This window comes from Bradyrhizobium sp. SZCCHNS3016 (genome assembly GCF_032484535.1).
Taxonomy (GTDB): domain Bacteria; phylum Pseudomonadota; class Alphaproteobacteria; order Rhizobiales; family Xanthobacteraceae; genus Bradyrhizobium.
Genome location: NZ_JAUETE010000005.1, coordinates 33,984 through 55,728, shown reverse-complemented (window position 1 = coordinate 55,728; position 21,745 = coordinate 33,984). Strand labels below are relative to the sequence as shown.

The window sequence follows — 21,745 nt, the reverse complement described above, 5'->3', positions numbered from 1 at the left end:
CCGCGCCTCTCACCGGAACGGTCGCAGCTTCATGTGCCGGTTGGCGTCCTTGTAGAGCAGATAGCGGAAGCGGCCGGGGCCGCCGGCGTAGCAGGCCTGCGGGCAGAAGGCGCGCAGCCACATGAAGTCGCCGGCCTCGACCTCGACCCAGTCGCGGTTGAGCTTGTAGACCGCCTTGCCCTCGAGCACGTAGAGCCCGTGCTCCATCACATGCGTCTCCAGGAACGGGATCACGGCGCCGGGCTCGAAGGTGACGATGTTGACGTGCATGTCGTGGCGGACGTCGAGCGGATCGACGAAGCGCGTGGTGGCCCAGCGGCCCTGCGTCTCCGGCATCGCGGCAGGGGCGATCGTCGCCTCGTTGGTGACGAAAGCCTCGGGCACGGGGATGCCGGGGACGGCCTCATAGGCCTTGCGGATCCAGTGGAAGGTCGCGGGCGCCGGGCTGTCGTTGCGCAGCGTCCATTTGCCGGCCGGCGGCAGGAAGGCGTAGCCGCCATGGCCCAGGCGATGCTCTTTGCCGGCGATGGTGAGCAGGATCTCGCCGCCGACCACGAACAGCACGCCCTCGGCCTCCGGATCCGGCTCGGGCTGGGAGCTGCCGCCGCCGGGCGAGACCTCGACGATGTATTGCGAGAACGTCTCCGAGAAGCCCGACAGGGGGCGCGCGATCACCCAGGTCCGCGTCTTGTCCCAGAACGGCAGCGCCGAGGTGACGATGTCACGCATCACGCCTTTGGGGATGACGGCGTAGGCCTCGGTGAATACGGCGCGGCCGGTAAGAAGGTCGGTCTGCGGCGGGTGGCCGCCCTGCGGCACGAAGTAGTTCGGCTTGTCCATCGTCGTCTCTCCTGCGCACGGATCAGCCTGCGCGCGCCACCATTCAGGGGATGCTTAGAAACAGCGGCTGCTCGAGCCACAGCTCCTCGAGATTGTCGGGGCTGATGCGGTCGACCACCATGAAGCGCGAGCCCTCATCGAACACCAGCAGCGGATGGTGCCAGACGTTGCGGGCGTAGTTGACGCCCTGGCGTCCGTTGGCCGTGAAGGCGCGGTAGCTCGCGGGATCGCGCGGGTCGTCGCAGACCAGCACCAGCCACGGTCGGTCCTGCAGCGGCATGAACAGCTGCGTGCCGAGCGGATGCCGCTCCATCAGCTTGATCTCGATCGGTTGCGGCCGCGGCTTGGCCTCGAACAGGCTGATGTTCACGGCTGTGCCGCCCGACGTCACGTCGATCGCGGCGAGGCCGTTGCAGCGGCGGGCGAAGCCCTGGTTGATCTCGATGGGTTGGGCGCCGTCGGTCTCGACGACGTCGCCGAAATCAGCAAAGGCCGCCTTGGTCAGCGGCTGCGGCGTGAGCGTGTGCATCCCGCCCCGCGTGCCTCAGATCGCTTCGCCGCGCGCCGACGCGGCGGCGCTGCGGATCGCGGAGATGTTGCTGCGGTAGGCCTCCGTCGTGCCGCCCTTGAATACGGCGGAGCCGGCGACGAAGGCGTTGGCGCCGGCCGCGGCCAGCGCGCCGGCATTGTCGCGGCCGACGCCGCCATCGACCTCGATATCGATCGGCCGGCCTGCGGTCATCGCGCGCAGATCCTGGATCTTGCCGATCGCCGAGGGAATGAAGGCCTGGCCGCCGAAGCCGGGATTGACCGACATGATCAGCACGAGGTCGACGAGGTCGAGCACGTATTCGATCACGTTGAGCGGGGTCGACGGGTTGAGCGAGACGCCGGCCTTCTTGCCGAGCGCGCGGATCGCCTGCAGCGAGCGATGCAAGTGCGGACCGGCCTCCGCATGCACCGTGATGTGGTCGCAGCCGGCCTTGGCGAAGGCCTCGAGATAGGGATCGCACGGCGTGATCATCAGATGCGCGTCGAAGATCTTGGTCGTATGCGGGCGCAGCGCCTTGATGACGTCGGGGCCGTAGGAAATGTTCGGCACGAAGTGGCCGTCCATCACGTCGAGATGGATCCAGTCGGCGCCGGCGGCATCGACGGCGCGCACCTCCTCGCCGAGCTTGGAGAAATCCGACGCCAGGATCGACGGCGCAATGACGAGCGGGCGCGGCGTGAAGGACTGTGTCATGGGCGGCTGTTCCAGTGCGATCGGGATTGTCGCCGTATCATGCGGGCGCGGTTGCGGCAACGCGAGCGGGAAAAATCTGCCGAGGGCGGCATGAACTGCCGGGTTTGGGCATCCGCAACATCGCGAAATATCCGGACATATCAGCGGTTTGGCGCTGGCACGGGGATTGCGACGGAGAGATCCGACGTTGTTTCGCCGCGCATTGCGGCCACCTCGGAGTTTCGCCATGTGGTTTGCATTGGGGGCCGCCTCGTCGGCCCTGGAAGCCCTGCAGTCGCTTGGGTCGACGAAGTCCGGTTCCGGCAAATCGGGCAATGCCGGCGGCGGCGTGTTCAGTCTGAACGGCGGCAGCTCGAGCAGCTCCGGCAATTTCAGCCCGTGGTCGAGCTCCGGCAGCAGCAGTTCGGGGCAGATCGCGCCGGAGACGATGAACGCGCTGCTCGCAGCGCAGAGCCAGTCCGGCACATCGGGTGCGAACGCCTCGACCAGCCCGCTGCAGGACCTGTTCTCGCAGATCGACGGCGACGGTGACGGCAAGATCACAAAGTCCGAATTCGAGACCGCGCTCGGCGCCGGCGGCACCAACCTCGCCAATGCCGACAAGGTATTCGGCAAGCTCGACAGCAACAGCGACGGCAATGTCAGCATGGACGAACTGACATCGGCGCTGCAGGGCGCGCGCGGCCGCCGTGGTCATCATCATCGTGCTGGAGCCGGGGAGGCTGGCAGCTCCGGCAATTCGTCAGGGGCAGGGGCGGACGCGCTGATGCAGGCAATGTCGGGCGCGTCGAGCTCCTCGTCGACCAACAGCGACGGCTCGACGACGACCACCATCACCTATGCCGACGGCTCCAAGGTGACGCTGACGACGCCGGCGGCCACCACCGCGTCGAACGCCGCCACGTCGTCCTACAATCTGATCGAGAAGCTGATCCAGCGGCAGTCGAAGATGCTGTCGGCCTCGACGTCCTCCACGACCGCGGTGAGCGCCTAGGCTCAGCCGCCGAAGCGGCCTTGCCAGGACGGCAGCGCGCCGGCGAACGGCAGCGGTCTCGCGTGATAGACGCCGCGTGCGATCGCGCGGGCCAGCACATTGGCCGCGACCATGCCGAGCTCGCTCAGCTCGACCAGCGGCTCGATCGGCTTGGCGCAAGTCGCCGCCGTGAACACGATGTCGCCGTCGAGCGGCAGATGCACCGGATAGATCGCGCGCGCCATGCCGGTCTGCGCCATCATCGCGAGCCGCTTGGCCTGCGCCTTGGTCAAGACGGCGTCGGTCACGACGAGGCTGATGGTCGTGTTCTCGGAGGCTGACGCCGCCGGGCCGCCCTTGATGCACATCGCCAGCATATCCGGCGTGAACGCGGCCGGCAGGCCGCGGCCGCCGAACTCGCCGTCGACCTCGTACGGCGCCGCCCAGAACCACGGGCCGTCGCCGACCGTGACGCTGCCGACGGCATTGACCACCGCGATGGCAGCGACCTTGATCCCACCTGTCGTCGTCGCCGCCGCCGAGCCGAGCCCGCCCTGCAGGTTGGCCGTGGTGGCGCCGAGCCCGGCACCGACGCTGCCCAGCGCGAAGCTGGTATCGGCGGCCGCTGCGGCCGCATAGCCGAGCTCGCGATAGGGCGCGTAGCGGCCCCAGGCCTTGTTGCCGCCGTTCAAGAGGTCGAACACGATCGCGCCGGGGACGATCGGGATCAGCGCGTCGCGCACGGCAAAGCCGCGACCCTGTTCCGCCAGCCAGGCCTGGATGCCGCTCGCGGCCTCCAGCCCGAACGCCGAGCCTCCCGACAGGGCGATGCCGTCGACCCGCTCCACCGTATTCGCAGGATCGAGCAGCGCATCCTCGCGCACGCCGGGTCCGCCGCCCCGGATGTCGATCGCGGCCACCGCCGGCTGATCGAACAGGATCGCGGTCACGCCGGACGCGAGCGCTGCGTCCTGGGCATGGCCCACGCGTACGCCCGCGATGTCGGTGAGGAGGTTTTGCACGGTCGCCCTCGCGGCAGGTGATGATGCTGGATGGATAGCGCGGCTGGCGCGAGGGCTCAATGCGACACCCGCGCGTCCTCGTAGCCCGGATGAGCGCAGCGATATCCGGGCTCTCACGCGCTGTCTCGGTGAAACCCGGATATCGCTGCGCTCATCCGGGCTACGGCCTCACACCTCCAGCGCAATGCGGATCATGCGAGCGAGCTCGGGCTTGCGGTAAGGCTTGGGCAGCAGCACGCCGGCGTCGAGGCGGCCGCGGTGCACGATTGCGTTCTCGGTGTAGCCCGAGGTGAACAACGTCCGCAGCGCCGGCCGCCGCACCCGTGCGGCGTCGGCGAGCTGGCGGCCGTTCATGGCGCCGGGCATGATGACGTCGGTGAACAGCAGGTCGATCTCCGGATGGCGCTCCAGCACGTCGAGCGCCTCGGCGGCATTGGCTGCAGCCAGCGTGGTGTAGCCGAGGCTGCCGACCTGGGCGATCACGTGCTGGCGTACCAGCAGATCATCCTCCACGATCAGGATCGTCTCATTGCCGCTGCGCGTCCGGCGCGCGAAAATTTTCTTTATTCCAGTAAAGGTTGTATGGTACCAGATCGCGACGTTCTGTAGAATGAGTCGATAGTTGAAGTAACTGCACCTTTACCGCCAATGGGATAAATATACTGGTAGTTGTGCTCGATTTCCTTCTAGGTTGTAGGCTGTCCAACGGAAAATTCTGGAGAAGTTGATGCCACGGATTCTGGTGGTCGACGATCAGAAGGATGTGCGCGCCATGATCTGTATGGTGCTGCGCGTCAATCAGTTCGACGTGGTCGAAGCGGGAACCGCTGCGTCCGGACTGCAGTTGTTCCGCGACCAGGCGTTCGATGCCGTCATCGTCGACATCTATCTCGATGATTCCAACGGGCTCGATCTGGTCAGCAGTATGCGCGCGCTGGTTCCCGACGTGCCGGTGGTCGCCGTCTCCGGCATGACCGCCTTCGATGGCGCGTCGATGTCGGACGAGCTGACCCGTGTCGTTTACCTGCAGAAACCGTTCCGCCCGGCCGAGCTGATGCGTGCCGTCGAAACGGCCCGTGCGGCAGTGGCGGCGAAGGGAGCCCCATCGCTTTCGGCCTGTGCCGGCTGAGCCGGCCTGTTACTTACTCTCCGTACGACGTGGCTCCCCACTGTCCTGCAGGCGCTTCAACGACGAACCAAGCTCTCAGCAGAACGCCCCGGTCCAGGACCGGGGCGTTTGCATTTTGCTGATGATGATCGAAGCGGATCAGGAGTTCTATCAGGAGCCCTTGCCGCCGAGTTCGGCGTAGCCGCCCTTGGCGTCCCACTTGTAGACGACGTAGTCGATCTGCTTGATGTCGCCCTTGGCGTCGAAGCCGAGCTTGCCGAGAACGGTGTCCCACTCGCCGGCCTTGATGGTGTCCATCACCTTCTTGGCGTCAGTGGTGTTGGCCTTCTTCACCGCCTGCGACCAGACCTGGATCGCGGCGTAGGTGTAGAGCGTGTAGCCCTCGGGGTCGATGTTCTTGGCCTTGAACTTGTCCACGATCGCCTTCGCGGTCGGCTTGTTGCGCGGCTCGGGGCCGAAGGTGAACAGCGTGCCTTCCGCGGCCGGGCCGGTGATCGAGGCGAACTCCTTGTCGTTCATCGCGTCGCCCGCCATCAGGATGGTCTTGAGACCCTGGTCGCGCATCTGGCGCAGGATGAGGCCGGCTTCCTGATGATAGCCGCCGACATAGACGAGATCGATGTTGTCACGCTTCAGGCGGGAGACGATCGCGTTGAAGTCCTTGTCGCCCTTGTTGTAGGACTCGAACATCTTCTCGGTGACGCCGGCCTTGTTGAGCGCCTTCTTGGTCTCGTCGGCGAGACCCTTGCCGTAGGTGGTCTTGTCGTTGAGGATCGCGATGTTCTTGCCCTTGAAGTTCTTCGCGATGTAGTTGGCGGCGACGAGACCCTGCTGGTCGTCGCGGCCGCAGACGCGCGCCACGTTCCACAGCTTGCGCTCGGTGAACAGCGGGTTGGTCGACGCGGGCGTGATCTGCAGGACGTTGCTGTCGGCATAGGCCTCGGAGGCCGGGATCGACGACGACGAGCAGAAATGGCCGGCGACGAACGGAATGCCGGAGCCGGCGAGCTTTTCGGCAACCGAACGCGCCTGCTTCGGATCGCAGGCATCGTCACCCACCTGCAGTGCGAGCTTTTTGCCGAGCACGCCGCCGGCAGCATTGAGGTCGGCTACCGCCATCTCGGCGCCGTTCTGCATTTGGCGGCCGAAGGCCGATTCACTGCCGGTCATGGGGCCGGCCACGGCGATGTTGATGTCTTCGGCGAAAGCAGCGGTCGAGAGCGCCAGCGATGCGCCCAGAGCCAAGCCGATGAGTTTGAGTGGTTTCATGAGAAATCCTCGCGGGGGGGGGTAGGTCGACACGGAACGGCCCGAACGGCGGGCCGCAGACCGCGCGCATTGTGGCTGATTTTCCGGCGAAGTCACCGGCAATTTTCGACGACACCTACGAAGGACTAATGTCATTTCGGCCGGATTTTGAGGGCTCCGCCTCAGTGGCGGCCGCCCTCCAGATAGGCAGCGCGGATCTCCGGCCGCTGCAGCAGCTCGGTGCCGGTGCCCGACAGCGTAATCAGGCCGTTGACCAGCACGTAGCCGCGATGGGCGAGCTTCAGCGCGTGATTGGCGTTCTGCTCGACGATCAGCACGGTCAGACCGTCTTGGCGGTTGAGTGTCCGAATGGCGTCGAAAATCTGGCGTGCGATCAGCGGCGCCAGGCCGAGCGAGGGCTCGTCCAGCAGCAGCAGCCGCGGCCGGCTCATCAGCGCGCGCCCGATCGCCAGCATCTGCTGCTCGCCGCCGGACAGCGTGCCGCCGCGCTGGTCGATGCGCTCCTTCAGGCGCGGGAACAGCGCGAATACGCGCTCCAGCATGCTGGCCCGCTCCGCGTCGGTCGTCTCGCCGGCGTCGGCGCCCATCTGCAGGTTTTCCGCGACGCTCATGCGCGGAAAGATGCGGCGTCCCTCCGGCGACTGCGCGATGCGCAGCTGCGCGATCTGATGCGTCGGCACCTGTGTGATGTCGTTGCCGTCGTAGACGATGTTGCCGGAGCTCGCGCGCGGCCGCCCGAAGATCGACATCATCAGGGTCGACTTGCCGGCGCCGTTGGCGCCGATCAGCGCGACGATCTCTCCGGGCTTGATGTCGAGATCGACGCCCTTGAGCGCTTCGATCTTGCCGTAGGAGGCACGCAGGCTGCGGATTGCGAGGAGGGACGCGCTCACGCCTCGGCCTCCATCACGGCTGCGGCCTCTTCCTCGTCGGTGCCGAGATAGGCCGCGATGACCTTGGGATCATCCCTGATCTCGCGCGGCGTGCCTTCCGCGATCTTGACGCCGTAGTCCATCACGACGATCCGGTCGGAGATTTCCATCACGACGCTCATGTCGTGCTCGATCAGCAGGATCGACGTGGCGTGATCGGCTCGGATCGACAGCAGCAACTCGCTGAGGGCCGCACTCTCGCGCGCGTTGAGGCCGGCGGCCGGTTCGTCGAGGCAGAGCAGGGCCGGTGAGGTGCACATCGCGCGCGCGATCTCCAGCCGACGCTGGTCGCCATAGGCGAGATTGCCGGCTGCGTCGTCGGCGCGGTCGATCAGCCCGACGCGCTTCAGCCAGAACACGGCCGCATCGATCGCGTTCTGCTCGGCCGCGCGCCACGAGGGCACGCCGAGCAGCCCGAGCACCGTCATGCCGGACGCGCGCATCAGCGCGTTGTGCTGCGCGACCATCAGGTTCTCGAGCGCCGTCATGCCCGGAAACAGCCGGATGTTCTGGAACGTCCGCGCCACCTTGGCCTGCTTCGAGATGTTGAAGTCCTTGAGCTTCTGCATCTCGAATTGCGCGCCGTCATCATGGGTCAGGCGGATGACGCCGGAGGTCGGCTTGTAGAAGCCGGTGATGCAGTTGAACACGGTGGTCTTGCCGGCGCCGTTGGGGCCGATCAGGGCCGTGATCTGCGTGCGTTGCGCGGTGAACGACAGCGCATTGACGGCGACGATGCCGCCGAAGCGCATGGTGAGATTTTCGAGTGCGAGAATGGGAGCGGAGCTCATCCGTGGCCTTCCTTGACGAGGTCCGAAGAGATGCTCTTGGATTTTTCCAGGAATACGGTCGGCGCGCGATGGCCGACAATGCCGCGCGGCCGCCAGATCATCACCAGCACCATGGCGAGACCGAACACCAGCATGCGGTAGCCCTCGAGGCTTCTGAACAGCTCGAAGCCGCCGATCATGGCGAGCGCCGCCAGCGCCACGCCGAGCTGCGACCCCATGCCGCCGAGCACGACGATGGCGAGCACCAGCGCCGATTCCTGGAAGGTGAAGGATTCCGGGCTGATGAAGCCCTGGCGCGTGGCGAAGAAGGCGCCGGCGAAACCGCCGAACATCGCGCCGGTCGCAAATGCGGTCAGCTTGGTGGTGGTGATGTTGATGCCGAGCGCGCGGCAGGCGACCTCGTCCTCGCGCAGAGCTTCCCAGGCCCGGCCGATCGGCAGCCGGCGCAGCCGGATGGTGACCCAGTTGGTCAAGAGTGCCAGCGCCAGGATCAGATAGAACAGAAACACGATGCGATGCGTCGGCGAGAACGGGATGCCGAGCATCGATGCAAGGCCGCCTTCGCCCGGTGTGAGCGGAATGCCGAACAACGTCGGTCGCGGAATCCCGGAGACGCCGTTGGGACCGCCGGTCACGTCCTGCCAGTTGATGAGGACGAGGCGGATGATCTCGCCAAAGGCCAGGGTGACGATGGCGAGGTAGTCACCGCGCAGCCGCAGCACCGGAAAGCCGAGCAGCACGCCCCAGAATGCGGCGAGAATACCGGCGAGCGGCAGGCAGACCCAGAACGACAAGCCGAAGGTGGTCGAGAGCAGGCCGTAGGAATAGGCGCCGACCGCGTAGAACGCGACGTAGCCGAGGTCGAGCAGGCCGGCGAGACCGACCACGACGTTGAGGCCCCAGCCCAGCATGACGTAGGTGAGGACCAGGATGCCGAGGTCGAGAATATAGCGCTGATTGTAGAAGATCACCGGCACCAGGAAGGTGAAGATCAGCAGCGCCGGCGCGAGATAGCGGCCGGCTACCGACATGCCGCTCTGCACGGACGGCGGCACGAAGCTGCCGAGGCCGCCGCGCGGTCCGAGCCACAGCCGCAGCAGCTCGACCGCGATCGAGCCGACGAACACCGCCACAACCAGGCTGGCGAGGTCGCCAAAGCGGGTCCAGTATACGAGCTGGCCGCTCTGCCCCGCTTCGGTGCGGACGCCGACCATCAGGGAGAACAGACCGAGAGCGACCAGCGCACTGAGAAAGGCCTTCTTGAGGATGAAGGCGGCTCCGACCGGTTCGGAGCCTTTCGACGAGGCGGGAAGGGACGCGCTCACGCGGACTCCATCTTCAGACTTTTTCGACTTCGGGCCGGCCGAGCAGGCCGGTCGGCAGGAAAATCAGCACGACGATGAGGATCGAGAATGCCGCGACGTCCTTGTACTCCACCGAGAAATAGGCCGACCAGAACGTCTCGATCAGTCCGATCGCGAGGCCGCCCAGCATCGCCCCCGGCAGCGAGCCAATGCCGCCGAGCACCGCCGCCGTGAACGCCTTGATGCCGGCGACGAAGCCCATGAAGAAATCGACCAGGCCGTAATACAGCAGGTACATCATGCCGGCGACGGCAGCGAGCGCCGCGCCGATCACGAAGGTCATCGAGATGGTGCGGTCGACGTCGACGCCGAGCAGTGCCGCCATGGTCTGATCCTGCTCGCAGGCGCGCATGTCGCGGCCGAGCCGCGTGCGGGATACCAGCCAGGTGAACAGCGCGAGCAGAACGATGGTGGTGATGACCACCACGATCTGGATGTTGGAGAGCTGGACGACGAAGCCGCCCGCACCCTCGTGCAGGGTATAGCCGCCGGTGATGATCGGCGGCACCGGCTTGACGCGCGCGCCCTGCGACACCTGCGAATAGTTGGTGAGCACGAACGACATGCCGATGGCGGACAGCATCGGCGCCAGGCGGAAGGAGTGCCGCAGCGGGCGATAGGCGATGCGTTCGACGGTCCAGCCATAGAGCGCCGTGATGGCCATCGAGACCAGCAGCACGATCAGCAGAATTACCGGAACCGCAGTCAGGCCTAGCGACACCAGGACCAGGAACGAGATCAGCGCGATGAAGCCGCCGATCATGAAGATGTCGCCATGGGCGAAATTGATCATGCCGACGATGCCATAGACCATGGTGTAGCCGATGGCGATCAGGCCGTAGATCGAGCCAAGGACGAGGCCATTGATGAGCTGTTGCGCGAAATAATCCATGAACTGCCGTGAGTGAGACTGCCGATACCGGTTCGCAACGCGGCGGGGGCCTTGCAGAGCAGGTGCTGGTATGCCTAGAGATCGCACCCGCGCCCAAGGCGACGCGTGGGCCAGTACTAACAGCTAGGAACCGGGTGCCGCAACAGCGTGCAGTGCCACAATTGCGGGCTTATCCCGCCTCCTTTGACAGCGCGGTTCCCATGCCTTCCTCGGGTCCGGCCATCGCCATCAAATGACCACCGCGGAACACAGCACCTAGCGCCGAAGGGGGGGCTCTCGCACTGGTTGCGCGCGGTAGCGAAGCGAGAACCCCATGAGCAGGCTGGCGGACAAGAACCAGGGGCACCAGAGTCCGGCCGAGAGACCGATCCGGCAAGATGAGGGACACGGAGGGGCAGCCGCGTCCCGGCCAGCAATACCAGGACCCGCGTCTGCAGGACCGCTGGTTGGCGTGGACTCTGGAGGATTCGCTTTCAGTTCGGAGTCCCTCGCCGCCGCTCGTGCCAGCCGCCGAGGCCAATGATGGCGACGGAGGCGCGAGCGATGAGCGCCGCAACCTTCGGCGTCAAGCGCATCGAGCTGATCGTGTCGCTGGCGCCGCTCATATGCCGCTACCGTAGTCTTCCGGCGGGCTACGCACTTTTGCCATCAGCTTCGACTGAAGCCTGACCAAGGCGTCGCGCAGCCGCGTCGCCTCATCGTACCGGGTTTCCCGAGCCACCAGGCCGGAATACGGATCTTTCACCATGGTCTCGGCGGCCTGGGCAAGACGGCGCATCGGCGTCGCCACCCATTTCGCGGCGAAATTGAGCAGCACCAGGATCGAGAACACGCCACCGGCAACGTTGAACCAAAACGAGCGCACGAGCTGGCGGGTCGGCGCCATCGCGGCAACGGCGTCCTGCCGGATCAGAAGGGACCAGCCGAAGCTCGGCAGATCGGCGGACTTCACGGTCGGGAACGCGACGGTGAAATAGTCCTTGCCGTCGGGCCATCGCTCGATGAGTGCGACCGGGGCCGCGCGGCTTGCGGCCTGCGCCGAGCCGATCGTCAACTGCTTGCCGACGAGATCCGGCGGGCCGAACAGCACGATGCTCTCGCGCGACAGCAACACCAGATCGATGTTGCTCGACGCCAGCGCCGCGACGGATTCGATCACCCATTTCCAATCGATCTGGGCCCCGATGACGCCGGCGGGGGCGCCGTCGTGCATCAGCGGAGCCGACATGGCGATCAAGCGGTCCGGTCCCGAAGCGGCCTGCAACATCCGGCTCAGGGCCTCTGGTTCGCGGTCTTCGACCGCCGTCGGCCCCCCGAGACCCTGCCGGAACCAGCGCAGGCCGGCAACGCTTTGTCCTTCCAGCACCCGGTCCTTGCTCGCGATGACCGTGCCGCCGGGGTCGGCGATGCCGAGCCAAGCATAGCGCTGCTCGAACTGGCTCATGAACTGGATCTGTCGGCGCGCCTCGGCGATGTCGGCGGCGTCGATGATCGCGGCGAGCCGCGACAGGTCGATCCACGTGCCGTCCAGCTGTCGCGCCAGCAGGTTTGCGCTGAGCTCGCCGCGCGTCCTCAGTTGCTCGATCGCGAGCTCCTCGCCGCGCCGCTGCAGCGACGCCGAATAGAGGATGGCAACGGCCAGCGCCGTCACGACGATCAGTGTCGTGCCGCCGAGGAACACCGCCGTCTGTAAGCTCCACCGTCGCCTCGTCATCGTCTTCTCCTCAATCGGCCACGGCTCGCGCGAGTGCCTTCAGCATGCGGCCGAGATCGCCGCTGTCGGCGCCCGGCACTCCGCTCGCGGTGTGCAGCCGCTCGATGATCTGGGCGCGCTGCTGCGGCGTCACCGTAAATATGAGCCGGTAGCCGTCGTTCGTCGGAGCCGCGACCTTGGCCGGGATATCGCCGATCAGGGGCAAAGTGAGCGTGCCGATGGCGCCGGTCGCAAGGCCGACCGGACCGCTGACGCGTGCGCCGCCGGGGCCGAGATTGACGATCCAGCCGCGTTGCGGCTCGCCGTCGACCGTCAGGGTTATCGGCTCGACGATCTGGCGTTGCGGCCGGTTGTAGCGTGGACGGTCGATGCACACGGCGATCGCCACCGACAGCACCAGAATGTTGTAGATCGTCCAGAACATCACGACGATGACGCCGTCTCCCGCGGTCCCCGTGGTATTGAAGACGAAATCGGACGTCAGCGACACGATCATGCCACCGATCGTCAGCGCCATCAGGATCAGGAAGGGCCGCATCAGCGGCCATTGGACGATGATCTTGGCGCGATCGCCGCCCTTGGCGGTCACCGAGAATTTGTGCGGACCGGGGGAGAGCAGGCCGAGAGCGGCGGCGCGGAGCACGGGCCAGGCGGCGACGATCTGCGAGACATCGTTGACGATCGGAATGAACAGTCCCTTGGACAGCCAGTTCAGCGTGTACATGATCGAGAGATAATAGGGGCCGTAATACCGGATGATGTCGGCGATCGAGGCGTTCACCACCGTCACCCCGCCCCACCAGTAGAGCAGTGGACAGATCAGCGCGGCGAGGCGGAACGGATAGGTCGACGTCCAGTAGAGCAGCGAGTCGAGCACGCTGAGCCGGTGGAAGAAACCCAGACCATGGGAGCCGAATGGATTGTAGACGTTGCGCACGATCTGCATGAGGCCGAGGCACCAGCGGCCGCGCTGCGTGACGTATTCCGCAAGGCCTTCCGGCGCCAATCCCTCCGACAACGCCTCGTTCAGGTACACGGTCTGGTAGCCGTGCGCGGACAGGCGCAGTGTGAGCAGGAAATCCTCGGTGACGCTCTCGGTCGGCACGCCGCCGATCATCTCCACGGCGTAGACGCGGAATATCGAGGAGGTGCCGCAGCACATTGCGATGCCCCAGGCGTCGCGCGCCGGCTCGACGTTGTCGAAGAAGTGGCGCTGCTCGTCGGGATAGGCCGCGCCGATGCCGAGATTGTGCTGGATCGGGTCCGGGTTGAAGAAGTGCTGGGGCGTCTGTACGAGGCCGACAGCCGGATCGTGGAACAACGCGAGCGTCCGCTCGACGAAGTCAAGATGAGGCACGAAGTCGGCGTCGAGAACGGCGACGAAATCCGGCCGGTCCGCATCCGCCGCGCGCAGCCGCAAGGCATTGTTGATGTTGCCGGCCTTGGCGTGCGACTTGTCGGTACGGGCGACATAGCCGATGCCGTGCTCGGTGCAGTAATCCCGGAGCCAGGCCCGGCTGCCGTCGTCGAGGACGAAGACGCGCAATGCCGCATAGGTGATCGCCTTGGCGCCGACGATGGTTCGCTCCAGGACCTCGAGCTGCTCGTTGTAGGTGGTGATGAAGATGTCGACCCGAGGCGGCGGCCTCGGAAGCCACCAGCCGGCATGGCGATCAGCCTCCGTCGTCCGCTCCTTGGTCCTGGTCAGGATCAGGAAGGCGAAGGACGACGAAACAACGGTGAGCGCTTCGAGAATGGCGAAGCCCCAGCTGAGGATCCCATCCGGCGTGAGGCCGGGCGGAGCAAGGGTCTCGGTGAAGCGCCAGGCGACATAGCGCCAGGCCAGCAGGATCGAGCCGCTGAGGAGCAGGGTCCGCCAGTACCATATCTTCGGGTCCAGGAGGGGCAACGCCAGGACGCGCAGCCCTACGATGATCGCAACGACTGCGAACGCGGACAGGAATGGTGACAGCGTCGGCATCAGTAGCCGTACCGGGCGACGAAGCCGCGCAATGCCGCGATCGGTCCGCTGGTGAAGATCACCCGGCCGGTGCGCCCGATGGCGCAGGACAGATCCGGCTGCTTGGCGAGATCTGGCACCGCAACGGTGACGTCGAAGCGCTGCAAGTGCTGCGGCGTCGGGCCGACGGCGAGATTGGCGTAGAGTTGCGAGGCGCCCGAGCCGCCGAGACGTGTCACCGTCCCATCGAATATCCGGTCGTCTCCGAACAGACGGAACTGCACCGGGGCGCCGATCGACAGGCTGGCGTAGAGACTTTCGGGAACGCTCGCGGTCACCACGAGACTGTTGCAGTCCACCAGCTTGACGAGATCCTGACCGCGACGGGCATATTCGCCGTCGTCGACGAGGAAATCCCAGGCCATGCCCGGGACGCGGGCCCTCAGCGTCGCCGAGGTCAGTCGGTTGATCCGGACGCGTTCGGCGTTGATCTGCTGCTCGTATTGGACCAGGCGGGATTGGATCTGCTGCTCGTCCACGGCAAGTTCGGCGAGGCGCAGGTCGAGCTCGTGAATGCGCTGCATCGAGAACGGCACGTCGTTGTAGGAGTCGCCGATGAAGACCCCCGATTGCGCGGAGCCGAGCTCGGTCTCGACATAGTTGGTGCGCTGTTTCGCGCTTTCCAAATCCTGCTTGGCGATATCGAGCGAGGCGCTGGCCTGGTCGAGGCCGGCGACCGTCTGGACCCCGCGTTCCTTCAGCTCGTTGGCCCGCGTGAAGGTGAGATCCGCGAGCTTCAGCCGGGCGGCCGCGGCATCCTCCGCTGCCTTGGCCTCGGCGATGCGCGCCGCGATCTGGCGGACGCGGCCGGTCTTGTAGTTAGCCGACTGGGCCGCGAAGGCGGCCCGCGCTTGCTCGAGCGCCGAACGCTGCGCCGGAACCCGCTTGAGCGCGATCTTCTGCTCGTCACGGTCGCGCTCGAGATTGAGTAGGCGCGTGGTGTCGAACCGGTCGTCGACGATCTCGGCCATGAGTTCCCCGGCGTTGACCCTGACGCCGATATTGCTCACCCCCAGCGTCACGCGGCCTTCGATCGGCGCGCGCACGACGTAAAGCCGGGCATTGACGGTCGCGTCGCCTGAAGTTCCGGCGAAATGCTCGCCGACCAGGATGTAGAGGCCGCCGGCCAGCAGGAGGATGCCGATGAAGATCCGAGCCAGTCTCATGCAGTACTCCCGCTCGGCGGCTGCCTGCCGCATCACGATCGAGCTGTGCGAAACGCAGCAGCACTCGTCTTAAGATAGTATGACATTGTCAAGCTACTTTGACGCTAGTCAAAGGCAACGATGGTGCGGCGCACATAATTGCGGTGCAGCGGCCATCGACGCGATCGGACTGCCGGCGCATCGATGGTGACCCCGATGCAGGCGTCGGTTACGGCGATCATTCAGCGGAGCAGCCGCATCGCGGTGCTGAAGACGAAGCGGGCGCGCAATGTCGGATGCGATGCAGATGTTCGAGGAGGCGTTGATGGCCGGGAAGGCCGCCGTCACGCGGGAAGTCGAGGCCTGATCGGCGAGGTCATCGGCACGGTCTCTTGGACGGTGACCGTTAGTGGATCGCGCCCGTCGCCACCCTGTTAAGGTAAACGAATGGTTTAAATTGCCGGGCGCGTTTGCCGCGCGTTAGCTCGTCTGGAAATCGGTCGGGCGGGCGGTTTGTGGGATGGAAAGGTGGGCGTGACATGATCAAGGATTGCGTGATCAGGAATTGGCGGCTCAGTTGTGTCAACGGTGTGCTGCTGGCGCTCTATTTCGTGCCCGCCTGGACCATCATCGCGTTTCAGATCATGGTGTCGCCGATCCAGGGGCTGTTCGCGCGGCCCAATATTGCGGTGGCCTTGTTCATCAGCGACTACCTGCAGCTGTCGGGCATCGAGACGGTCCGCGCCGCCTGGCTGCTTGCGCTGGCGCGACTGACGGTCGCAGGCTTCTTCGCGATGTTTCTGGTCCTGATCCTGGTTCCGCGGGTGCGAAAGGTGGCCGGCTATGTCGAGGCGCTGTCGATCGGGCTCGCTTTCGGCAGCATGCTCGCCTTCTTCAGCATGATCATGGCCGCCAAATTCGGGGAGCCCCAGGCACTGCGTCTGCATGCCACGGAACTCCTGATGCTGCTCGGCACGGCCATCGTCATGCTGGTGGAGAAGCCGTCGACGCAAGCCTCGCCGTCCTCCGCATCCGCTCCGCCGAAGATGGGGCCCACGGCGACGCCGGCGCCGCAGCAGGCGTAACGCCCTGATCCATCGCGGTGCGTCAGCGCTGGGTCAGAAAGCCCAGCACGGCATCGTTGAACTGGCCCGCCGCTTCGACATTCGAGATGTGCGCGGCATCGACGATGGTCATGCTGGCGCCGGGGATCCGGCTGCGGATCGCTTCCGCCATCGCGATCGGCGTCGACTTGTCGTAGCGGCCGGCCACGACGAGGGTTGGGCTTTTGATGGCCGGCAGGTCCTCGCGCAGGTCCAGCGCCCGCAGTGCTTTGCAGCAAGCGAGATAGCCCTCGACCGGGGTGGCCACGAGCATTGCCTTCATCCGGTCGGCAACGTCGGGATTGTGATCACGAAACTCCTGAGTCAGCCAGCCGGCGATGACCGTGTCGGCGATTCCAGCGAGTCCGCTGTCCTCGACCGCCTTGATGCGGGCGTCCCAGATTGCCGGATCGGGGTAGTAGCAGGTGGTGTTGGCGAGCACGAGCTTGCCTACACGTTCAGGAGCGTGGGCCGCGAGCCACTGCCCGACCATGCCGCCCATCGACACGCCGCACCAGTGCACCTTCTCGATGTTGAGGTCGTCGAGAATCGCCAGCGCATCGCGGCCGAATCGCTCGATCGAGTAGGGCCCGGGCGGCACTTGCGACTTGCCATGACCGCGCCGGTCATAGCGGATCACGCGGAACACCTGCGTGAAGGCGCGCATCTGCGGCTCCCACATCTGCAGCGTCGAGCCGAGCGAGTTCGAGAGCATCAGGGTCGGTCCGCCGTCGCGGCCCTCGACGGTGATATTCAACAGACAGCCGTCGGCATCGATCATCGGCATAGGCGGAATCCTTGTCGCAGGCGGCCGCGCCGCCGGAGGAATCGTGCAGATTCGATGGCGAACTAACCACCCCCACCGCCGTCTGCCAATCAAAACTCAACGGCGGCGAGATCCGGAATGCTGCGGTGCTCCGGCTTTTCTGCAACGCTTCCGGTCGCTGCTCGCCCTTCCTTTTGGACGTTCGGTGCTTTACTTGAATGCCTCTAACCGCGCCAATCGGGGGAGATGCACATGGCAATGACGATGACGGGCGAGGTCCAGCTGGCCGCTCCGCGAGAGCAGGTCTGGGCCAAGCTAAATGATCCGGAGGTGCTCAAGGCCTGCATTCCCGGCTGCGAGGAACTGGAGAAGACCGAGGACGGTGGCTTCCGTGCCGTCGCCAAGATGAAGGTCGGACCGGTCTCCGCGCGCTTCAAGGGCAAGGTCACCTTGAGCGATCTCGATCCGCCGAACGGCTACAAGATCTCCGGCGAAGGTGAGGGCGGCGTCGCGGGATTCGCCAAGGGCGGTGCGGTCGTTGCGCTGGCGGACAAGGACGGTGGCACGCTGTTGACCTACAATGTCGAGGCACAGATCGGCGGCAAGCTGGCGCAGCTCGGCCAGCGGCTGATCAACGGCACCGCCAAGAAACTCGCCGACGAATTCTTCGCCAACTTCGCCAAGGCCGTTCAAGGCTGACCGCAACCGACCCATGCGCGGCCGGGGGCGAGGTTGCCCGCCGCCGGGAGCGCCCATATGATGGTTTTCGACCGATTTTGCTGGGCTGCGCTGCAGTGCAACGCTGTCGCGCGGATAATAGAGAGTCCTGAATGGCCAAGATTTCCATGATTGTGAACGGTAATCCCGTCACGGCGAACGTCGACCCGCGGACGCTGCTGGTGCAGTTCCTGCGCGAGAATCTGCGCCTCACCGGCACCCATGTCGGCTGCGACACGTCGCAATGCGGCGCCTGCGTCGTCCATCTCGATGGCAAGGCGGTCAAGTCCTGCACGACATTGGCCGTGATGGCCGATGGTCATGAGGTCAGAACGATCGAGGGGCTCGCCGCCGACGGCGCGCCGCTGCATCCGATGCAGGAAGCGTTTCGCGAGCACCATGGCCTGCAATGCGGTTTCTGCACGCCCGGCATGATCATGACCGCGGTCGATCTCGTCCATCGCAAGGGACATGAGCTCAGCGAAGAGACCATCCGCGAGGAGCTGGAAGGCAATCTCTGCCGCTGCACCGGCTATCAGAACATCGTGCAATCGATCGCCGCCGGCGCCAAGGCGATGGCCAAATCGGACCTCGCCTAAACGTCTGACCTCGCCCCAGTCGGCCCGCTGCGCACAGGACATTTCCCCATGTACGAATTCAAATATCATCGGCCGGCGACCGTGCGCCAGGCCGCCAATCTCCTCACCAAGAACGAAGACGCCAAGCTGGTCGCCGGCGGCCACACGCTGGTGCCGGTCATGAAGCAGCGGCTCGCGAGCCCGCCGCATCTGGTCGATCTCTCCCATGTCGAGGGGCTCGATACGATCGAGGTGAAGGGCCGCAACCTGGTGATCGGCGCGATGGCGCGTCATGCCGACGTCGCCAACTCCGCAACGGTCGGCGAGGCCATTCCGGCGCTCGCACATCTGGCGAGCCTGATCGGCGACCCCGCGGTGCGTCATCGCGGCACCAGCGGCGGTTCGATTGCCAACAACGATCCGACCGCGGACTATCCGGCAGCATGCCTCGCGCTCGGCGCCACCATCGTCACCAACAAGCGCAAGCTGAAGGCCGAGGAGTTCTTCCTCGGGCTGTTCACGACCGCGCTGGAGCCGGACGAGATCATCACGAAGGTGAGCTTTCCGCTGGCGAAGAAGGCAGCTTACGTGAAGTTCCGCAACCAGGCCTCGCGCTATGCGCTGGTCGGCGTGTTCGTCGCCCGTCGTCCCTCGGACGTGCGCGTCGCCGTGACCGGCGCCGGCGGCAATGGCGTGTTTCGCGTCACTGCTTTCGAGGAAGCGCTGCAGAAGCGTTTCTCGCCGAAGGTGCTGGAGGGAATTTCGGTCTCGGCCGAAGGCCTCAACAGCGACATTCACGGCAGCGCCGAATATCGTGCCCATCTGATCGGTGTGCTGGCGCGCCGCGCGGTGGATGCGGCCAATGCCGGCGCCAAGGTGTCAACCGCATCGGAGGGAGCCGCCGAACCGGAGGCTCCGGCTTCGTGACGGACGCGTGAGGAAGGAAGCGGTCTCGCCCATGAGTTCTCCGGCCCTGCCAGCATCGGTCGACGCGATGCTCGAATTGTTGTCCTCGCGCGGCTATCTGGCCGAGCGATCGCTGGCGACGGTGACCTATCTGTCGCTGCGGATGGGCCGGCCGCTGTTCCTCGAGGGCGAGGCCGGCGTCGGCAAGACCGAGATTGCCAAGGTCTTGTCGGCCGCGCTCGGCCGCAAGCTGATCCGGCTGCAGTGCTACGAGGGTCTCGACGTCGCCTCCGCCGTCTACGAATGGAATTCAGCGGCGCAGATGATCGCGATTCGGCTGGCGGAAGCGGGCGGCGAGGTCGACCGCGATCAATTGACGTCGGACATCTTCGCCGACCGCTATCTGATCAAGCGCCCGCTGCTGCAGGCGCTGGAGCCGGATGTCGCAGGCGCGCCGGTTCTTCTCATTGACGAGCTCGACCGCGCGGACGAGGCGTTCGAAGCCTATCTGCTGGAGATACTCTCCGACTTCCAGGTCACGATCCCGGAGTTCGGCACCGTCAAGGCGCCGCATCCGCCGATCGTCATCATCACCTCGAACAGGACTCGCGAGATCCATGACGCGCTGAAGCGGCGCTGCCTGTATCACTGGGTCGATTATCCCTCCGCCGAGCGCGAGCTCGCCATCGTCAAGACCCGGCTGCCCGGCATCTCGCAGCGGCTGTCGCAGCAGATCGTGCGCTTCGTGCAGGCGCTGCGCGACCAGGACTTCTACAAGTCGCCAGGGGTCGCCGAGACCTTGGACTGGGCCACGGCGTTGACCGAGCTCGATGCGCGTTCGCTGAATGCCGAGGTCGTCGGCGACACGCTGGGCGCGCTGTTGAAGTATCAGGACGACATCGCCCGCATGCAGGGTGATGCGTTGCAGAAGGCGATCAAGGACGCGACCAGCGAGACTTGAGCCGCGGTCGCGTCACAGCGAAGGTCGTCATTCCGGGATGCGTGCGCAGCACGCAGGCCCGGAATCCATAACCACGACCGTGAGTATGGATTCCGGGCTCAGCCCTTTGGGTTGCCCCGGAATGATGAACTCAGTTTGAGGCACGTCCCGGAATGACGAGGGGATAGACCGATGCCCACGCCCATCAATCACCTCGCGCCGCCGACCGGCGGCATCGCCGACAACATTGCGGGCTTTGCGCGGGCCTTGCGCGCCGCCGGCCTTCCCGTCGGGCCGGGCGCCGTCATCGATGCCATGACGGCCCTCGAAGTCATCGACATCGGCAAGCGGTCCGACGTCTTCACCACGCTCGAATCGATCTTCGTCAAGCGCCACGAGCATGCGCTGATCTTCGCCCAGGCCTTCGACCTGTTCTTCCGTCCCGCCGAGGAATGGAAGTCGATGCTCGATTCGGTGCCGTTGCCGGACCACGCCAAGAAGAAGCCGCCGCCGGCCTCGCGCCGGGTCCAGGAGGCGATGTCGCGGCCGCAGACCCATGAGGAGCCGAAGGCCCAGGAGCAGGACCTGCGGCTGTCGGTGTCCGACCGCGAGGTGCTGCAGAAGAAGGACTTTGCCCAGATGAGCGCGGCGGAGATCGCCGAGGTCGCGCGCGCCATCGCCAAGATGCGGCTGCCGCAGGCCGAGCTGAAGACCCGCCGCCACACCGCCGATCCGCGCGGCCATCGCATTGACATGCGCAAGACGCTGCGTCAGGCGCTGCGCACCGAGGGCGAGATCATCAACTTCCATCGCCTGGGGCGGATCGAGAAGCCGGCGCCGATCGTGGCGCTGCTCGACATCTCCGGCTCGATGAGCGAGTACACCCGCCTGTTCTTGCATTTCCTGCATGCCATTACCGATGCGCGCAAGCGCGTCTCGGTATTCCTGTTCGGCACGCGGCTGACCAACGTGACGCGGGCGCTGCGCCAGCGCGATCCCGACGAGGCGCTGGCGAGCTGCTCGGCCAATGTCGAGGACTGGGCCGGCGGCACGCGGATCGCCACCTCGCTGCAGACCTTCAACAAGCAGTGGGCGCGCCGCGTGCTCGGGCAGGGCGCGATCGTGCTCCTGATCTCCGACGGGCTCGAGCGCGAGGCCGACAGCAAGCTCGCCTTCGAGATGGACCGGCTGCACCGCTCCTGCCGGCGGCTGATCTGGCTCAATCCGCTGCTGCGCTATTCCGGCTTCGAGGCGAAGGCGCAGGGCATCAAAACCATGCTGCCCCACGTTGACGAATTCCGCCCGGTACATAACTTGACCTCGATCGGGACGCTGATCTCGGCGCTGTCGTCGCCGCTGCCGCCGCATCAGCGCAGCGCGATCCGGCCCGCCGCCTGA

21 protein-coding genes and 1 pseudogene are annotated in these 21,745 nt (G+C 65.7%); 8 read left to right on the top strand and 14 right to left on the bottom strand.

Annotated elements, in window-relative coordinates:
- Positions 1-9 precede the first annotated feature (9 nt).
- Genes QW881_RS12085 through rpe form a run of 3 tightly spaced genes read right to left on the bottom strand, consistent with a single transcriptional unit; the run spans position 10 to position 2,086 of the window.
- Positions 10-840: a bifunctional allantoicase/(S)-ureidoglycine aminohydrolase gene (locus tag QW881_RS12085; RefSeq protein WP_315759225.1), complete on the bottom strand. Its 831-nt coding sequence runs from the start codon at positions 838-840 to the stop codon at positions 10-12.
- Positions 841-883: 43 nt separating this feature from the next.
- Positions 884-1,369 carry an ureidoglycolate lyase gene (locus QW881_RS12080; protein ID WP_315759226.1) on the bottom strand — a complete coding sequence of 162 codons (486 nt, stop codon included), beginning with the start codon at positions 1,367-1,369 and terminating at the stop codon, positions 884-886.
- A 15-nt stretch (positions 1,370-1,384) separates the two neighbouring features.
- Complete coding sequence (gene rpe, locus QW881_RS12075) at positions 1,385-2,086, bottom strand: ribulose-phosphate 3-epimerase (RefSeq protein WP_315759227.1); 702 nt, start codon at positions 2,084-2,086, stop codon at positions 1,385-1,387.
- A 226-nt stretch (positions 2,087-2,312) separates the two neighbouring features.
- Between rpe and QW881_RS12070 the strand changes: the two genes are divergently transcribed.
- Positions 2,313-3,080: an EF-hand domain-containing protein gene (locus tag QW881_RS12070; RefSeq protein ID WP_315759228.1), complete on the top strand. Its 768-nt coding sequence runs from the start codon at positions 2,313-2,315 to the stop codon at positions 3,078-3,080.
- Positions 3,081-3,082: 2 nt separating this feature from the next.
- Here the strand turns inward: QW881_RS12070 and QW881_RS12065 are convergent, their stop codons facing one another.
- Together QW881_RS12065 and QW881_RS12060 are read right to left on the bottom strand one after the other, a co-directional pair.
- Positions 3,083-4,081 carry a P1 family peptidase gene (locus QW881_RS12065; RefSeq protein ID WP_315759229.1) on the bottom strand — a complete coding sequence of 333 codons (999 nt, stop codon included), beginning with the start codon at positions 4,079-4,081 and terminating at the stop codon, positions 3,083-3,085.
- Positions 4,082-4,249: 168 nt separating this feature from the next.
- Positions 4,250-4,615: pseudogene (locus QW881_RS12060) on the bottom strand (response regulator); the annotation flags it as partial.
- Between the two features lie 193 nt (positions 4,616-4,808).
- Here QW881_RS12060 and QW881_RS12055 point away from each other — a divergent pair.
- Positions 4,809-5,210, top strand: a complete 402-nt coding sequence (locus tag QW881_RS12055) for a response regulator (RefSeq protein ID WP_315750016.1) — start codon at positions 4,809-4,811, stop codon at positions 5,208-5,210.
- Between the two features lie 150 nt (positions 5,211-5,360).
- Here the strand turns inward: QW881_RS12055 and QW881_RS12050 are convergent, their stop codons facing one another.
- The 8 genes from QW881_RS12050 to QW881_RS12015 all read right to left on the bottom strand — a co-directional run bounded on the left by QW881_RS12050 (position 5,361) and on the right by QW881_RS12015 (position 15,358).
- Complete coding sequence (locus QW881_RS12050; RefSeq protein WP_315737407.1) at positions 5,361-6,479, bottom strand: branched-chain amino acid ABC transporter substrate-binding protein; 1,119 nt, start codon at positions 6,477-6,479, stop codon at positions 5,361-5,363.
- Between the two features lie 161 nt (positions 6,480-6,640).
- Positions 6,641-7,372: an ABC transporter ATP-binding protein gene (locus tag QW881_RS12045; protein ID WP_315737408.1), complete on the bottom strand. Its 732-nt coding sequence runs from the start codon at positions 7,370-7,372 to the stop codon at positions 6,641-6,643.
- Positions 7,369-8,202 carry an ABC transporter ATP-binding protein gene (locus tag QW881_RS12040; protein ID WP_315759230.1) on the bottom strand — a complete coding sequence of 278 codons (834 nt, stop codon included), beginning with the start codon at positions 8,200-8,202 and terminating at the stop codon, positions 7,369-7,371. The genes QW881_RS12045 and QW881_RS12040 overlap by 4 nt, the downstream gene beginning before the upstream one ends.
- Positions 8,199-9,527: a high-affinity branched-chain amino acid ABC transporter permease LivM gene (livM, locus tag QW881_RS12035; protein WP_315759231.1), complete on the bottom strand. Its 1,329-nt coding sequence runs from the start codon at positions 9,525-9,527 to the stop codon at positions 8,199-8,201. Before livM ends, QW881_RS12040 begins: the two co-directional genes overlap by 4 nt.
- A 13-nt stretch (positions 9,528-9,540) precedes the next feature.
- Positions 9,541-10,458 (bottom strand): ABC transporter permease subunit, encoded by a 918-nt coding sequence (locus QW881_RS12030; protein ID WP_315737411.1) that lies wholly within the window; start codon positions 10,456-10,458, stop codon positions 9,541-9,543.
- A 601-nt stretch (positions 10,459-11,059) separates the two neighbouring features.
- A complete protein-coding gene (locus QW881_RS12025; protein ID WP_315759232.1) occupies positions 11,060-12,172 on the bottom strand; it encodes a hypothetical protein in 1,113 nt (370 codons plus the stop codon).
- Between the two features lie 10 nt (positions 12,173-12,182).
- Positions 12,183-14,153, bottom strand: coding sequence for a glycosyltransferase (locus QW881_RS12020; protein ID WP_315759233.1), 1,971 nt, complete (start codon positions 14,151-14,153; stop codon positions 12,183-12,185).
- Positions 14,153-15,358 carry an HlyD family secretion protein gene (locus QW881_RS12015; RefSeq protein ID WP_315759234.1) on the bottom strand — a complete coding sequence of 402 codons (1,206 nt, stop codon included), beginning with the start codon at positions 15,356-15,358 and terminating at the stop codon, positions 14,153-14,155. Before QW881_RS12015 ends, QW881_RS12020 begins: the two co-directional genes overlap by 1 nt.
- Positions 15,359-15,876: 518 nt before the next feature.
- On the opposite strand from QW881_RS12015, the gene QW881_RS12010 reads away from it, so the two are divergent.
- Positions 15,877-16,422: a hypothetical protein gene (locus QW881_RS12010; RefSeq protein WP_315737415.1), complete on the top strand. Its 546-nt coding sequence runs from the start codon at positions 15,877-15,879 to the stop codon at positions 16,420-16,422.
- A gap of 22 nt (positions 16,423-16,444) precedes the next feature.
- Here QW881_RS12010 and pcaD read toward each other — a convergent pair whose 3' ends face one another.
- Positions 16,445-17,227, bottom strand: coding sequence for a 3-oxoadipate enol-lactonase (gene pcaD / locus QW881_RS12005; protein WP_315759235.1), 783 nt, complete (start codon positions 17,225-17,227; stop codon positions 16,445-16,447).
- Between the two features lie 231 nt (positions 17,228-17,458).
- On the opposite strand from pcaD, the gene QW881_RS12000 reads away from it, so the two are divergent.
- The 5 genes from QW881_RS12000 (at position 17,459) to QW881_RS11980 (ending at position 21,745) form a co-directional block, all read left to right on the top strand.
- The gene (locus tag QW881_RS12000) at positions 17,459-17,905 is read left to right on the top strand and encodes a carbon monoxide dehydrogenase subunit G (RefSeq protein WP_315759237.1); all 447 of its coding nucleotides are present in this window, start codon (positions 17,459-17,461) and stop codon (positions 17,903-17,905) included.
- Between the two features lie 131 nt (positions 17,906-18,036).
- Positions 18,037-18,522, top strand: a complete 486-nt coding sequence (locus QW881_RS11995; RefSeq protein WP_006612357.1) for a (2Fe-2S)-binding protein — start codon at positions 18,037-18,039, stop codon at positions 18,520-18,522.
- Positions 18,523-18,570: 48 nt separating this feature from the next.
- Positions 18,571-19,428, top strand: coding sequence for a xanthine dehydrogenase family protein subunit M (locus QW881_RS11990; protein WP_315759238.1), 858 nt, complete (start codon positions 18,571-18,573; stop codon positions 19,426-19,428).
- Between the two features lie 31 nt (positions 19,429-19,459).
- Positions 19,460-20,368: a MoxR family ATPase gene (locus tag QW881_RS11985; RefSeq protein ID WP_315759239.1), complete on the top strand. Its 909-nt coding sequence runs from the start codon at positions 19,460-19,462 to the stop codon at positions 20,366-20,368.
- 171 nt (positions 20,369-20,539) lie between these two features.
- The gene (locus QW881_RS11980; protein WP_315759240.1) at positions 20,540-21,745 is read left to right on the top strand and encodes a VWA domain-containing protein; all 1,206 of its coding nucleotides are present in this window, start codon (positions 20,540-20,542) and stop codon (positions 21,743-21,745) included.

Bases quoted from the DNA above. Each gene is read 5' to 3' on its own strand.
- QW881_RS12030 (WP_315737411.1), bottom strand. From the start codon at position 10,458: ATGGATTATTTCGCGCAACAGCTCATCAATGGCCTCGTCCTTGGCTCG.
- QW881_RS12085 (WP_315759225.1), bottom strand. From the start codon at position 840: ATGGACAAGCCGAACTACTTCGTGCCGCAGGGCGGCCACCCGCCGCAG.
- QW881_RS12070 (WP_315759228.1), top strand. From the start codon at position 2,313: ATGTGGTTTGCATTGGGGGCCGCCTCGTCGGCCCTGGAAGCCCTGCAG.
- QW881_RS12010 (WP_315737415.1), top strand. From the start codon at position 15,877: ATGATCAAGGATTGCGTGATCAGGAATTGGCGGCTCAGTTGTGTCAAC.
- rpe (WP_315759227.1), bottom strand. From the start codon at position 2,086: ATGACACAGTCCTTCACGCCGCGCCCGCTCGTCATTGCGCCGTCGATC.
- QW881_RS11990 (WP_315759238.1), top strand. From the start codon at position 18,571: ATGTACGAATTCAAATATCATCGGCCGGCGACCGTGCGCCAGGCCGCC.
- QW881_RS12000 (WP_315759237.1), top strand. From the start codon at position 17,459: ATGGCAATGACGATGACGGGCGAGGTCCAGCTGGCCGCTCCGCGAGAG.
- QW881_RS11985 (WP_315759239.1), top strand. From the start codon at position 19,460: ATGAGTTCTCCGGCCCTGCCAGCATCGGTCGACGCGATGCTCGAATTG.
- QW881_RS12020 (WP_315759233.1), bottom strand. From the start codon at position 14,153: ATGCCGACGCTGTCACCATTCCTGTCCGCGTTCGCAGTCGTTGCGATC.
- QW881_RS12015 (WP_315759234.1), bottom strand. From the start codon at position 15,358: ATGAGACTGGCTCGGATCTTCATCGGCATCCTCCTGCTGGCCGGCGGC.
- QW881_RS12055 (WP_315750016.1), top strand. From the start codon at position 4,809: ATGCCACGGATTCTGGTGGTCGACGATCAGAAGGATGTGCGCGCCATG.
- QW881_RS11995 (WP_006612357.1), top strand. From the start codon at position 18,037: ATGGCCAAGATTTCCATGATTGTGAACGGTAATCCCGTCACGGCGAAC.
- QW881_RS11980 (WP_315759240.1), top strand. From the start codon at position 20,540: ATGCCCACGCCCATCAATCACCTCGCGCCGCCGACCGGCGGCATCGCC.
- QW881_RS12080 (WP_315759226.1), bottom strand. From the start codon at position 1,369: ATGCACACGCTCACGCCGCAGCCGCTGACCAAGGCGGCCTTTGCTGAT.
- QW881_RS12050 (WP_315737407.1), bottom strand. From the start codon at position 6,479: ATGAAACCACTCAAACTCATCGGCTTGGCTCTGGGCGCATCGCTGGCG.
- pcaD (WP_315759235.1), bottom strand. From the start codon at position 17,227: ATGCCGATGATCGATGCCGACGGCTGTCTGTTGAATATCACCGTCGAG.
- QW881_RS12025 (WP_315759232.1), bottom strand. From the start codon at position 12,172: ATGACGAGGCGACGGTGGAGCTTACAGACGGCGGTGTTCCTCGGCGGC.
- QW881_RS12040 (WP_315759230.1), bottom strand. From the start codon at position 8,202: ATGAGCTCCGCTCCCATTCTCGCACTCGAAAATCTCACCATGCGCTTC.